Origin of the sequence: Sporomusa sp. GT1, from assembly GCF_014634905.1 — a bacterium.
Taxonomy (GTDB): Bacteria; Bacillota; Negativicutes; order Sporomusales; family Sporomusaceae; genus Sporomusa; species Sporomusa sphaeroides.
This window is the reverse complement of sequence record NZ_BMBX01000010.1, coordinates 93,284-107,477: the sequence shown is the minus strand read 5'-3', so window position 1 is coordinate 107,477 and position 14,194 is coordinate 93,284. Positions and strand designations below refer to the sequence as shown.

General features: G+C 48.6%; 12 protein-coding genes. 3 read left to right on the top strand and 9 right to left on the bottom strand.

The genetic code is table 11. From position 1 onward, the window contains the following. The first annotated feature begins 226 nt into the window (after positions 1-226). Together GT1_RS12920 and GT1_RS12915 are read left to right on the top strand one after the other, a co-directional pair. The gene (locus GT1_RS12920; protein ID WP_188399096.1) at positions 227-1,006 is read left to right on the top strand and encodes a nucleotidyltransferase; all 780 of its coding nucleotides are present in this window, start codon (positions 227-229) and stop codon (positions 1,004-1,006) included. Positions 1,007-1,445: 439 nt separating this feature from the next. After that, on the top strand, positions 1,446-3,425 hold the full coding sequence (locus GT1_RS12915) for a methyl-accepting chemotaxis protein (protein ID WP_188399095.1): 1,980 nt from the start codon (positions 1,446-1,448) through the stop codon (positions 3,423-3,425). A gap of 113 nt (positions 3,426-3,538) precedes the next feature. On the opposite strand, the gene citF is transcribed toward GT1_RS12915, so the two are convergent. The 3 genes from citF to citD are packed head-to-tail and all read right to left on the bottom strand — an operon-like array spanning position 3,539 to position 6,280. After that, a complete protein-coding gene (citF, locus tag GT1_RS12910; protein ID WP_188399094.1) occupies positions 3,539-5,086 on the bottom strand; it encodes a citrate lyase subunit alpha in 1,548 nt (515 codons plus the stop codon). Beyond that, on the bottom strand, positions 5,086-5,994 hold the full coding sequence (locus GT1_RS12905) for a CoA ester lyase (RefSeq protein WP_188399093.1): 909 nt from the start codon (positions 5,992-5,994) through the stop codon (positions 5,086-5,088). Before GT1_RS12905 ends, citF begins: the two co-directional genes overlap by 1 nt. 1 nt (position 5,995) lies before the next feature. Then, on the bottom strand, positions 5,996-6,280 hold the full coding sequence (citD, locus tag GT1_RS12900; protein WP_188399092.1) for a citrate lyase acyl carrier protein: 285 nt from the start codon (positions 6,278-6,280) through the stop codon (positions 5,996-5,998). 220 nt (positions 6,281-6,500) lie between these two features. Between citD and GT1_RS12895 the strand changes: the two genes are divergently transcribed. Beyond that, complete coding sequence (locus GT1_RS12895) at positions 6,501-7,370, top strand: LysR family transcriptional regulator (RefSeq protein WP_188399091.1); 870 nt, start codon at positions 6,501-6,503, stop codon at positions 7,368-7,370. Between the two features lie 39 nt (positions 7,371-7,409). On the opposite strand, the gene GT1_RS12890 is transcribed toward GT1_RS12895, so the two are convergent. From GT1_RS12890 to GT1_RS12865, 6 genes are all read right to left on the bottom strand, one after another. After that, positions 7,410-8,039, bottom strand: a complete 630-nt coding sequence (locus GT1_RS12890) for an RraA family protein (protein ID WP_188399090.1) — start codon at positions 8,037-8,039, stop codon at positions 7,410-7,412. A gap of 30 nt (positions 8,040-8,069) precedes the next feature. Then, positions 8,070-8,846: an aldolase/citrate lyase family protein gene (locus tag GT1_RS12885; protein ID WP_188399089.1), complete on the bottom strand. Its 777-nt coding sequence runs from the start codon at positions 8,844-8,846 to the stop codon at positions 8,070-8,072. 15 nt (positions 8,847-8,861) lie between these two features. Continuing rightward, entirely contained in the window at positions 8,862-10,826 is a 1,965-nt protein-coding gene (locus GT1_RS12880) for an aconitate hydratase (protein ID WP_188399088.1), read from the bottom strand. 102 nt (positions 10,827-10,928) lie between these two features. Next, entirely contained in the window at positions 10,929-12,452 is a 1,524-nt protein-coding gene (locus GT1_RS12875; RefSeq protein WP_188399087.1) for a tripartite tricarboxylate transporter permease, read from the bottom strand. A gap of 12 nt (positions 12,453-12,464) precedes the next feature. Next, positions 12,465-12,908, bottom strand: a complete 444-nt coding sequence (locus tag GT1_RS12870) for a tripartite tricarboxylate transporter TctB family protein (protein WP_188399086.1) — start codon at positions 12,906-12,908, stop codon at positions 12,465-12,467. Positions 12,909-12,984: 76 nt separating this feature from the next. After that, complete coding sequence (locus GT1_RS12865; protein WP_188399085.1) at positions 12,985-14,010, bottom strand: tripartite tricarboxylate transporter substrate binding protein; 1,026 nt, start codon at positions 14,008-14,010, stop codon at positions 12,985-12,987. Between the last annotated feature and the right edge of the window lie 184 nt (positions 14,011-14,194).

Sequence of the window (14,194 nt, the reverse complement as noted above, 5' to 3'; positions counted from 1 at the left end):
AAGATGTTCTCATTTGGCCTGCCATCATCTTGTGCCTTTGCTGCAAAGTCCTACATTATTATTGTGCTTTATGGTATAGTAATTTTATTAAAGAGAATGTAACCTAACAAATGGAAAGGATGAAGGGTCATGTGTTGCGGTGTAGCTGTGGTAGATAGATTATCTCTTTGATAAGTGACTTAATGACAAGGAGAGAAAAAATATGCTATTACAAGAACAACTGATTATGAAAGTAAAAGAACTAGGCGGCCAAACACCTGGCGTGAATGCCATTATGATGTATGGTTCCTTTACGCAAGGCTCTGGCGACGCCTTTTCCGATATTGAATTTTATATTTTTATCGAGGATGAAAGTTATAAAAGCTTCAGTTCAAAAGCATGGGTTGCCGGTATATGTCCCTTCTATATCCATCTGATTAATGAATTCGGCACAGAAGTATTTATTTTCGAAAACTTAGTCAGAGGTGAATTTCACTTTCTGCCGGTAACAGACATGCCTATTATCGAAACCTTTGCTGCTGTAGGCTTTTTTCCGGATGTAAACGCGATGTGTCTGTATGACAAAAACAATACATTAAAACAACATCTTAGTGTGTTAAAAAACAGTATGATTGAGAGAAATTCTGCGGAAAGTATAGAATCTGTCATCAATAACTATTTCAATGCAATCCTATTTGGAATCAATGTTTTAAAAAGGGGAGAGACCGCTCGTTCCCTTGAATGCCTTTGGTATGTGCAGAAGTATTATTTACAATTAATTCGTCTGGAAGAAAATACAACAGACCACTGGGTAAATCCAACCAAATGCCTGGAAGATGAAATATTGGCAGCAAATTATCAGCGTTACCAAAAATGCACAAGTGACCTTAACGAGAATAATTTGCGTTCGGCTTATAAAGAATTGTTATTTGCCGCCAGAGAAGTGGTGGGAAAGCTTTCATCCCGCTACAGCTTTAATTATGACTATGAACTATTTCAACGTCTGATTGACTATATTGAGGTCTGACATCACGCCAGCCCTTCCCCGGCAACTTCTATATTCAGTTCGCGCAGGATACGCGGCAAATCACGTATCAGTTCTTCTAACTCTTCCGGTGTCAGGTCTATATCAGGTTGTTCCTTCATTGTCACTCTATACTCCTATACTCTAAATTTTGCTTATAAGATTGTATTATTGTCTCATGCCAAAATTAGCTTGTCAAGAAATTCCTAGTAGCAATGTCCTGTTTTTATAGTACTAAAGTCCTATAGTTCAAGAGTCTTTGTCTTTACAAAAATGCCAAAATAATGTAGAATATTGTCATAGAGGAATAATTTATGCAGCATTCTATGGCAAAGAGGCCTTCGACAATTATTGTGCGAAGGCCTTTGTTTATCAGGGGAAGAGGGTGATAGGTAATTGATTTTTTTACAAATTGCTTATGGACAAATGGGGAGGGAAAATAATGAAATTAAAAACTAAACTAACACTGCTATTTTCGTTACTAACCATAGGCATTTTAGCAGTATCAACCTTTTCCGGATACCAATTCACAAAAGAACAGCTCACGGCAGGCATTCAGGAAGAACTGAAGGCCAACGTCCACTCACACGTGAACAGCTTTGACGGTTGGCTGATAAGCAAAGCTAAAATGCTGGAAATCACGGCCGGTACCATTCACAGCGCAATTGGTGACGGCGAGATAACAGCACCCATGTTAGCCGGGTATAAAACAGTGGATAAAGAATTGTCCGATATGTATTTTGGCACAACTGACGGCAAGATGGTGGATGGCAGTGGCTGGATTCCTCCGGCTGATTACGATCCGCGCACCCGTACCTGGTATAAAGCAGCTGCCGCACAAGGGAAACTTGTTTTCTCCGAACCGTATCTGGATGCGGTAACTAAGCAAATGGCAGTATCGGTGGCTATGCCGATCAAAAACTCTGCCGGACAAGTTCGCGGTATTATTGCGGAAGATATATTGTTGAATACACTGGTTGATAATGTAAAAGATATTAAATTATACGGGGAAGGCTTTGCGTTTTTACTTGACGCCAAAGGCGTATTGCTGGCCCATCCTGACCCGGAGCTAATGTCAAAAAACGTTCTTGAGACAGATAAGCTGAAGAATATGACAGCTGTATTCAAAGAAGTTCTGGGACGCGAGCAGGGCTTGACCACCTACCGTGATCAAGGGAAAGACTTTTTCCTGGTTCATGAGAGGATACCGGCAACAGGCTGGATTTTAGCAATCAGTGTGCCGCAGGAACTGGTTTTCAAGCCATTGGCTAAGTTATCCATGATATTTGCGGTAATTGCCCTGGTTTGTGTAATCATTGTAACTATTATTACCTTTATTGTGGCTAAACGCATAACCAAACCCATTGAAAATCTGGCCGCTCAAGTCAACCTGGTTGCCGCAGGTGATCTTACGAAACCGGCCGTTGTTGAAGGCCGGGACGAAATTGCCGACCTGGCGGCAAGCTTCAATACGATGCTTGCCAACCTTCATAAATTGATTTTGCAAGTACATACCAGTGCCGAACAGGTGGCAGCTTCTTCGGAAGAATTGACTGCCAGCTCACTGGAATCGGCTCAGGCCTCCAACCAAGTGGCCGGCTCGGTTGCAGATATTGCCCAAGGGGCTCATCTGCAGCGAAATGCCGTAACAGAAACGGCTGCTGCGGTAGAAAAAATGTCGGTTAGCATCCAAACGGCAATCAGCGATGCTGCGCAAACTGTGACTAAGTCATCGCAGGCTGCGGATAAAGCCCAGATTAGTGGCATTTCCGTCAGCAAGGCTGTTGAGCAGATGGCACTTATTGAGCAGACCGTAAATAATTCGGCCAAGGTAGTCACTAACTTAGGCGAGCGGTCAAAAGAAATCGGTCAAATTGTAGATACCATATCGGGAATAGCCGGGCAGACCAATCTGCTGGCGCTGAATGCCGCCATCGAAGCGGCGCGCGCCGGTGAACAAGGCCGCGGCTTTGCGGTAGTGGCCGAAGAAGTCCGCAAACTGGCTGAACAATCGCAGGATGCGGCCAAAAAGATTGCCAACCTTATCGGGGAAATTCAGCAAGATACGGCTATGGCTGTTGCCTCGATGGACGATGGGACGCGCGAAGTGGGATTGGGAGCCAAAGTAGTCAATGAGGCTGGCCAGGCCTTCCGGGAAATCGCAGAATTAGTGCTGCAGGTATCCGGGCAAGTGACGCAAATCTCTTCTGCCATGCAGGTTGTGGCTAACGGTAATCAGCAGATTGTATCATCGGTAAAAACCATAGATGAGCTGAGCAACAAGGCCTCAGTTGAAGCTGAGACAGTATCGGCGGCCACCGAAGAACAATCGGCCTCGATAGAGGAAATTGCTTCCGCCAGCCAGAATCTTGCCACCCTGGCGCAACAGCTGCAGGAAACTGTCAATCACTTCCGTATTTAGGCAAAATAAAAGACGACTTTTGCGGTATCAACCGCAAAAGTCGTCTTTTTATTCTACCGGAAAATAAACTTTTCTTCGGATACAGGGACAAGGGACCTGTCCCCGCGTCCCTTCTACACAATCGGGCGCCTGATTACGTCCAATACGGTGCCGTCACGGTATTCCACGATGGCGACAATTTCATCACTCATTTTCAGTGGTGCCGGTTTGCCGCCAAGCTCATAGGCCATATCGCGAAGCTCTTCGATTGCCATCAGCGGCAGCCCCGAATGCTTCAGATTTTCCTGCAGATCCTGCCGCTTGGGATTCACTGCCACACCGCGGTCGGTAACAATTATGTCTACCGTTTCGCCAGGTGTGGAAACAGTTTGTACGGCGTCGGTAACCATCGGCAGGCGCCCCCTTAAAAGCGGTGCACAGATAATGGTACACTTTGCACCGGCAGAAGCATCCGGATGGCCGCCGAGAGCTCCCATCATAATGCCGTTGGAGTCGGTCATTACATTAACGTTAAAATGAATGTCCACTTCGGTGGCGCCAAGCACTACATAGTCAAGCTTGTTTACCATCGGTCCCTTATTCCAGGGATTGGCATAGAAGGTGCAGTCATATTCCTGATGCCGCGGGTTGTCACGCAGTGATTGGATGGTCCGGGCATCAAAACTCTGCACATCAAACAAAGTTTTGATCAGGCCTTCGTCCAGCAAATCGCAAAACGAACCGACTATACCGCCAATAGCAAAGTTTGCCGCCACTTGCTCTCTCAGCATAACCTCTCTCAGGTATTTGCCGGCAGCCACAGTGGCCGCGCCTGCCCCCAGCTGCATACCAAAGCCTTCTTTGAAATAGCCTGCATGCTCGATTACTCTCGCGGCCAGTTTGGCAAGATGCAGGTCGCGGGGATTGGAGGTAACCCGCAATGCGCCTGTTGAAATTCCTTTCGGGTCACCGATGCAATCGACTTTTACAATATAATCAACCTGATATTGCGGAATACTTACCGGACAAAGCGGATGCTCTACCAGATTATCGGTTATTGCCACCACCGTATCGGCCATACGGCTGTCCACCATGGCATACCCCATCGAGCCACAGGCCGCAGAACCGTGAACGCCGTTGATGTTGCCATAGGTGTCACAGACAGGCGCGCCGATAAAGGCAACGTCAATCTTCAGTTCCCCGCTCTCCATCGCCCGTACCCGACCGCCATGTGAACGCAGGATGGTCGGCCTTGCCATGTGGTTTGTTGTCAGAAAGTGTCCCAGCTTATTTCGCAGTCCGCTGGTTTCAGCAGCAATAAGGACTCCTTGCTGAAAAAACGGGATCAATTCGTCATTGGTATCTAAAAAAGAGCTTGGCGCCAGGGTCAGCCCCTTAATACCCTTGCGGGCAATCGCGGCAATAACCGCATTCATCACATAATCGCCGTTGCGGAAATGATGATGAAACGAAATCGTCATACCATCTCTTAAACCGGCTGCCTCAATGGCTTCCTCAATGGAGTTCAGCAGTTTATTTTCGCCCGGATATACCGCCTTAAGCTTTGCTCCTGCTTTGCGCGCGCCTGCCGGCGGCTGGGTTGCAAACGCTCCCGCATAGCCTTTTACTTGCTTGTAGCCTTGAATGTCAGCCGGAATTTCCCTGCCTGCTGCATTAATCATCAGGTGCCCTCCTTACGGTAAATGCCGGCAGCACAGGCATTTGCCAATACTCTTTCTGCTCTTATCACCATAGGCATATCAATCATTTTTCCATCTAAAGTGATAACACCGGAATTCCTGGCTAAGGCGTCCTCAAAAACCATCAGCACTCTCTGGGCATACTCCACTTCTTTCAGCGAAGGGGTGAATACCTTGTGGATAATATCGATTTGGCGGGGGTTGATGCAGGATTTACCGTCAAATCCCAGTTCTTTAACCAGCATTACTTCATTAATCAAGGTTTCTTCATCCCGCAAATCGGAAAATACCGAATCAATTGCCTGAATCCCGGCTTCCCTTGCGGCAAAGACAATCATGCTTCTGGCGACAAAGAGTTCCCTGCCGCCGGTAAAGCTGTTTCCCCGGGTTTTTTCCGTCTTAATCGCAGCCGCAAAATCTTCGCCGCCAATGGCAATTGCGATCATTCGCGGGCTGGCGGAGGCGATTTCATAAGCATTGCGCAGCCCCTTGGGACTTTCAATTGAAACCATAAGCTTAATGCTTCCGGCTTCAAAGCCATGCTCGGCCTCTGCCTTGGTAATAATGGCATCAATATCCTTAATTTCATCCCCGCTTTCCCCTTTAGGCAAGCGAATATAATCCGGCTTGGCCGGCAACAGGTATTCGAGATCATCATATCCCCAGGGAGTGCTGATGTGATTAATGCGTACCCCGATTTCGCAGGAAAACTTCAGTCTTGTTAACGCATGATAGACAAGCTCCCGGGCACTGTCCTTTTCCGCAACGGCCACAGAGTCCTCAACATCGAAGATTACGCTATCGGCTCCGTATATTGCCGCATTCTGCAGCAGTCCGGGATTATTTCCGGCCGCATACATAACGGTCCGCCGAAGTCTTTCCTTCACCATGTCAGAATCCCCCCTGTCCCAGCGATCTCTTAACAGCCGTTTTAACCCTTGCTTCGATCGTGTAGTCTAAAGCGCCTTTTTCATTGGCATGGATAATCGCGTCCTGTATCCCCTGATCCTCTAGTATTTTTATGATCAGCTTCCTGATGTGTTCCCCATATTGCTGCATAGTTGGCGTAGTTAACTCTACTTGTATACCGGTGCCTGCCGCCGCTGGAGCCAGTATGATAAGGACATCCGACGATTCAACCGTACCTGCCTGCGCCGGTTTTAACAGCCTGACCATAAACAATCCCCCTTCCTAAGGTAAAGCCATCACTGTCATCTGTATCCGCGCCACAAGGTTCTATAAAAACCAGGCCGGAAGATAACAGGTATGAAAAATTCAGATATAATAAAAGATAATCGGTATCTTGTATACTTTGTTCTCATAGAGGAAATAATTGCTGCCGACTCGAATAACAATTACAATTCAAAATTCATAATAACACCCAAGGAGAAACGCTATGGATGAACGCGACTGGCTTATCCTGCATATCCTGTATGAAAAAAGAAACATTACGAAAACAGGACAGACGCTTTTCATTTCCCAGCCGGCGCTTACCACCCGCCTGCGCCAGATCGAGGACGAAGTAGGAGCAAAGCTAATCTATCGTTCAGGCAAGGGTATCCATTTCACGCCCCAGGGTGAGTATCTTGCCAAGAGTTCCAAAGAAATGCTGACCCGGATACAGGAAATTAAAGACCGAATTACCAATATGCATGAAGGCGTCAGAGGAACCTTGCGCATTGCGGCAACACACTATATGACAAAATATAAACTGCCGCGTCTTTTGAAACTGTTTAAGACAAACTATCCGCAAATGGAATTTAAGGTAAATACCGTCTGGAGCAAAGAAGTGCTGAATCTGGTCAACACGCAGGAAGCCCATATTGGCTTTATGCGGGGAGAATATTCCTGGCCGGACGAAAGAAAACTATTGTTTGAAGAGACCATGTGCATTGCCTCCAAAGAACCGGTTGCAATCCAGTCCCTGCCGAATCTCCCCAGAATAAGCTATCGTACTGATGAATCGGTACAACTATTAATTGATAGCTGGTGGCGGGAAAACTTTACCGTTCCCCCTTCTATCAGCATGGAAGTAGACCGTCTGGATACCTGCAAGGACATGGTGGAAAATGGCCATGGTTATGCCATAATGGGGAGCATGATATTGCATAAGACAGACGACGTATATAAAATTGTCATCAGGGATAAGAATAATCAGCCCGTTATGCGCAGAACCTGGATGATTTATCAAAAAGAATCGTTATCCATCAATGCCGTCAGGGCATTTGTCGATTTTTCCGATACTATTGATTATTTAGAGCTCTAGCAGCACCCCTTGCATGGTTCCATGCAAGGGGTGTTACGCTTATTTACCCCTGCCTGCGGCAACAAGGTGATCGATATACTCCATTGCCGACCGGGCGTCCGCTAAAACACGCCTGGCACGTTCTTCGTCGCTCTCCAGTTTTTCCCGGGCTGCCGCCAGGACAGCCGCCGCCTCCCCCTGCGGCACAGCAACAACACCGTCTGCATCCCCGATGATTATGTCGCCGGGATGCACTGTGGCATGGCCACAGGCTATGGGGACATTAATTGCACCGGCTCCGGTTTTTTGACTGCAGGCAACAGTTGTTCCGGTGCAGAAAACGGGAAAATTCAGCGCTTTGATGCTTTGCACATCACGAATGGTGCCATAGGCCACTACGCCGCCCAACCCAAGCGTCTGCGCCAAACCGATAACAAAGTCGCCGGCAACCGCCCGATAAGCATAATTCCCCGAATCAATCACCAGAATATCGCCTGGCCGGGCTTCCTTCATCGCCGCAAGCACCATCATATTATCACCGGCCGGCATTTTGACGGTAATCGCCCTGCCGCAGATTCTGTACTCCTCTTTCAGGGGTTTGACCGCAGGGTCGAAATTATGCAGTCCTTGCATAGCATCAGATATGCAGGTAGTCGGTAACCTCCCGAATTCCTCAATGACTTGCCGCATGTTCGCCTCCTAAGCTGTCTGCCGCCTGGGCTAGAGCTTCAGGACAGCAGCCAGTGTTTTCATTTTACCCGTGTCTTCGTTGCAGAGCCGGCCATAATAGTGCTGCTTCAACTCATACCAGTGGTATTCGAATTGGAGTGCCCGCAAAATCCCCGCCTCCGTCAGTCCCCCGGCTTCACCAGTGCCGGCAAACACCACTTTTCTGGTTTCAAAACCGTCCAGCACTCCGTTCAACTGTTGCAAAAAGGGAACCGATGCGGCGGTAACCCCTCCACCCACCAGGCAAAGGAGCGAATGACGCTTGGCTGTGGTAAATAAATTTTTCGCAATGTCGAGCACCTGCGGGGCATTAACATCAGCAACACCCAGTGCCTTCACCAAATCGGAACGCCCCAGTACAATACCGTTCAACCGGCAAATATTTTCAGCCCTCAGTATCTGGTCAATTTTTTCATAGCCGTCGGTTGTCTCGATATTGATAAACACGTTCATAGCCGCCAGTTCCTCGGCGGCATATTCAGCGCTAACCATAGCAAGATACTTCTCCAGCGCAAATTTGGATTCAATCATGGGCGCCATGACCGTGTCCACCCCGAACATTTTGGCCAGGCGCAAATCTGTCAGCGCCTCGCAGCCGCCAAGCTTGATGGTAAGGCCAACACCGGCGCGGAGTGTAAGCTCCCTGGTGCGGGCGATTTCCTCAAGCCGGATTCCTTCGGCTTCCAGGCTGCACTTAACAGCTACAGCGCCATATTGCTGCCGTAAGGTTTTGAGCAATTCCACCAGCTTTTTCTCAAGAGCATTCATCCTATCCCGCCTTTTTCAGCCGCTTGCCGTGTCTGCGGCATTGTGTGTTTGGCTGTTTTGATTTTTGGCCTTTACCTGATTTAGGCGGCCGCCTGCTTTTATCGAGTCCAGATCGGCCTGGCAAAGCGGGGAAGAAACAGCAATAGCCACAGCCTTAGTCTCGTTTCTGACAATGATCTGCTGTCCTTCGGTTAAAACCTCGGTATCAAGCGTCAGCCAATCACCCTGGCTGATTTTGTCAAAGTCATCGCCATTTACAAAAGTCAGCGGCAAAAGCCCCCAGTTTACCAGGTTCGCCAAATGCAGCCGGGCAAAGCTCCTGGCAATCACCGCTTTAACTCCGAGATACCTTGGCACCATTACCGCCTGCTCCCGGCTTGATCCCTGACCATAGTTGGAGCCGCCGACAATTAGTCCGCCGCCCGCTTTGGCGGCACGGTCGGCAAAGGTATCATCCACCACTTTGAAAGCATGCTTGGCAAGCTCCGGAATATTGGAACGAATCGGCAAATAGAGAGCCCCGGCCGGACAGATGTGGTCGGTGGTGATATCGTCCCCGACTTTCACCAGCACTTCACCGCCGGTAACATCCGGCAGGGCCGGCATTGGCGGAATCGGCCTGAGATTAGGCCCGCGCCGGATAACAATGTTTTCCGGTTCAGCCGCCGGCGGCTGGAACATATCGCGGTCATCGACAAATACTTCCGGCATTTCATACGTAAACGGTGTCAGCTTCAAATCGCGGGGATCGGTTATGACACCGGTTAACGCCGATGCGGCCGCTGTCTCGGGTGCGACCAGATATACCCTGTCAGAGGCCGTACCACTGCGTCCGACAAAATTACGGGGGGTTGTCCGCAGAGAAACGCCGTTGCTCTGGGGGGCAAAGCCGCAGCCATTACAGCCCCCGCAAACAGGTTCAAAAATACGCACACCGGCAGACAGGATTTTATCATGTGCCCCCCTGGCAATACTTTCCCGCACCACAGTGCGGGTTGCAGGGTACAAGCCGGCATCTACATCACGGTGAATGGGCTTGCCGCCTAACATATGAGCAATAGACAGCACATCCTGCAGTGATGTATTGGTGCAGCTGCCCAGCATTATCTGGTCAACCTTGACCCCGGCCGCTTCCCGTACCGGCACAACCCTGTCCGGCTGATGCGGCAGGGCAATCAGCGGTTCAAGCTGTGATAAGTCAATCTCGATGACTTCATCATAAACAGCATCGCTATCCGCCTGCAGCGGCACCCACTGCTCCTCCCGGTGATAGGCCCGCATCCACCGGCGGGTATTTTCGTCACTGGGAAACACTGATGTAGTTGCGCCGGTTTCCTGACCCATATTGGTAATCGTGGATCTTTCCGCAACATTGAGGGTAGCAATTCCAGGTCCGGTATACTCAAAAACCTTACCGACACCGCCCTGTATGGAAACACGGCGCAGCAATTCGAGAATAATATTTTTTGCCGATACAAAGGGCGGCAGCTTACCGGTAAGACGCACATTGACAATCTTAGGCATTGTCAGATACAACGGTTCGCCTGCCATGGTCATAGCTCCGTCAAACCCGCCTACGCCAACAGAAAACATGCCAATGCCACCGGCGGCAACAGTATGCGAATCGGCTCCAATCAGGGTTTTACCAGGCACTCCCCAGTGCTCCAGGTGCAATTGATGGCAAATGCCGCTGCCCGGACGGGAACAAATAACTCCCAGCTTTGCGGTTATGTCTTGCAAAAAGCGATGATCATCCGAGTTTTTGTAATCGGCCTGAATCATATTGTGGTCAATATAATGGACAGCCAGTTCAACCTTAACCCTCGTCAGCCCCATAGCCTCAAGTACCAGATAGGACATAACTCCGTTTACATCATGGGACAGTGTCTGATGAGCACGTATGCCGATACGCTGCCCCCTGATCATTTGTCCGTCCGCCAGCGATTGACCAATTAACTTTTCCGTAAGCGTCAGCCCCACTGTTACCCCTCCCATAGCCTCTGTCTTTCACTGCGAATGCGGTATTGGCAAGTTGGCCGCAAGCTTGCAACACGTATGCCCATTTGCTTGGTTGAAAATGATTTACGCTTCTTCCACAACTACCTTTTTGCCCCTGAACTTCATGATGGCCGGCACCAGAATCCACAGAACGGCAATAACCAAAAAGGTTAAGGAAACCGGATCCTTGACAAACATGGCATAATCACCGTTATACAGGTTCATGGCCCGGCGCAGATTATTCTCAATCATTGGCCCCAGAATCAGGGACAGGACAATCGGCGCGATAGGATAATCATTTTTAGCCAGATAATACGCCGCCAGACCACTGCCAATCATCAGCAGCAGGTTAAACACACTGACCTGTACGGCGTAAACACCGAATACCGAAATAGCAACAATCCCGGGAATCAGATATTTGGGCGGTGTCTCAATTACCTTTGCGAAAACTTTAACCAACGGCAGATTTAAAATCAGCAGCATGACATTACCGACAATCATACTGGCAATCAAACCCCAGGCAATTTGCGGGTGATCCTGAAACAACAGCGGCCCGGGGGTAATATTAAACATAATGAGCGCCCTCATTAGGACGGCGGTGGTCCCTGTGCCGGGTATTCCCAGCGTTAAGAGCGGAATCATGGCTCCCCCGGCAGCTCCGTTATTGGCGGCTTCCGGCGCAGCGACTCCTTCAATTGCCCCCTTACCGAAGTTCGCCCTGTTTTTGTTCAGCTTTTTCTCTACGGTATATACCATAAAGGAAGACAGTGTAGCCCCGCAGCCGGGCACCAGCCCTTGAAAAAATCCTAACAGCGAACCGCGGAGGATGGGAACAGTGCTGTCTTTCAAATCCTGCTTGGTCGGCATTACCCTGCCGACTTTAATCGCCTGACCCTTGGCATAGTCATTGGTTAAAATGGTTTTAAATACCTCTCCCAGCGCAAACATGCCTACTGCCAGCGTCAGAAATTCGATACCGGAATAAAGTTCCGAAAAACCAAAAGTAAGCCGGGCAACGCCGGATATGGGATCAACACCCACCGTAGCCAATATTAAACCAAAGACGGTCATCATAAAGGCTTTGATCTGCGACTTGCCGGCCAGGCTGCTCAGGGCGCAAAGCCCCAGAATCATCAGGGAAAATTGACCGGCAGGACTAAACTTAAGGGCAAGTTCCGCGAGCGGAACAGCCATAAAAACAAGCCCGATGCAGGCAATCACTCCGGCCACAAACGAAGCAATGGCGCAAATCGCCAGGGCCGGGCCGGCCCGGCCTTGTTTCGCCATCTGATAGCCGTCCAAAGTCGTGCAGACCGAGGAGTTCTCACCCGGCGTATTGATCAAAATGGCGGTCGTCGACCCGCCGTACATTGCCCCATAATATACGCCTGCCAGTAAGATTATAGAGCTGGTGGCAGCTTGTTCCGGCGGCAGCCCGCTTGTCAGCGTTGCGGTAACCGGAATAAGGAGGGCAACGCCGCTAATCGGGCCGATTCCCGGCAGCACACCCACCAGCGTCCCAATCAGACAGCCGAAAAATGCGAAAAATACATTAGTGGGTTCTAAGGCTATTGCGAGACCTTGAAAAAGAAATTGTAACGCTTCCACTTTCATCCCTCCTTAAAAAGGCAGCGGCGGTAATACGCCCAGGAATATTTCCACATAAAAATAGTAAATGCCGCCGGAAAATAGGGCTGCAATAATTGCCGAATGCAGGTACTTTCCTCTTTCCATAGTTTGAAAACCAGCGAACAGAAACAAAAAAGTAGAAATAACATAGCCAAGCGGCTCAATCAACAGCGCGTAAAGCAGCAGTGAAATAAAAATAATAAAAAACTTCTTATACTCAAGCTTCTCTTGTTTATCAGGGGTTTTTGACCGAAGTGCCGCAATAAGATTCACCGTACTAAGAATAATGAGAATTACCGCCAAAAAGCTGGGAAGGGCCTTCGGTCCGATAGCAATCCCCACATTGGATACCGTTAATGTTTCTGCATACAGATACAGTGCGACACCTAAAACTATAAAAAGTATACTCAAATAGCGGTCAAACGCTTTATTCACAACATACTTCACCTTCCTTTCTAAAAACAGGGAGAAGACGGTGCTCTTCTCCCTGTTTTTTTACATGATCGAAGATTTATTTCGCCATGCCCATCTCTTTATAGATTTCGGTATACATAGTCTGTTCGGCTTTAATATGGTCATAGAAGCCTTTTGCATCTTTAAAAGTGTAAATAACCCCTTGCTTTTTCAATTCGTCCTTCCATTCTTGCGTATTGCACAGTTCTGCTACCTTTTCTGCCCAGTATTTTTTGGCAGGTTCAGGTATATCCTTCCCGGCAAAAACTCCGCGCCAGTTAGTGGTAACAACATCAAAACCCTGTTCTTTATAGGTGGGAATATCTTTCATAACTTCATCTTCGGCAATTCTTACTGCCGATGAAACACCCAATACTCTTACCCTGCCGGCTTGAACATACTGTTTAATGGAAGATACGTCGGAGGTCAGCGCGTCGGCATTGCCGCCAAGCAGAGCTGTCAAGGCTTCGCCGCCGCCATCATAGGTATTGTATTTCATGCCTTTAATATCAACACCGGCTTTGCGTGCAATCAGGACTGAGTTAAGGTGATCCCAGGTCCCGGGAGCACCACCGCCGCAGAATTGTACACTCGCAGGATCAGCTTTAGCGGCATCATACAGTTCTTTTAAGGTTTTATACTTGGAATCCGCTCTGACGGCAATAACTCCGTAGTCTTCCTGCAATAATGCCACAGGATATACCTGTTCAGGACCAATCGGGCTGTTTCCGTCTTTCTTGATATAATTTAAGATAAAAGGAGTAGACGCGATCATTAATTTGTGATCATTCTTTCCATCCTGGGTAGCAAACGCTACCGTGCCTGTAACCTGTCCGCCACCGGGTTTGTTCTCGACCAGTAGTGGCTGGGTAACAATTTTCTTTTGATCAAAGATTTTTGCCATAGTTCTCGCAACCATATCAAGCCCACCGCCTGCCCCTGCGACGGCCAGCAGTGTTACTTGCTTCTGCGGCGTCCAGGCTTTCTTGTCGTCAGGCGCTGCCGCTTGTTTGCTGCAGCCGGCCAAACTGATTACCAGCACAATGGCGAGCAGCACTGATAATAGCTTTGATTTTGAAAACATCTTTGCACACTCCCTTTTAATAATTGATACAAAACCTTGCCAATAACTGTTGTATCCGCTCCCTTCCATCCCTCCTCTAATTTATTAAATATTCAGAACATTATTATGAAGGTGAGTCCGACGGTGTACATTATTGCCACCTATTCCAGGCAGCAAAGGTATCAGCTTTCCTTATAGGCTGTCA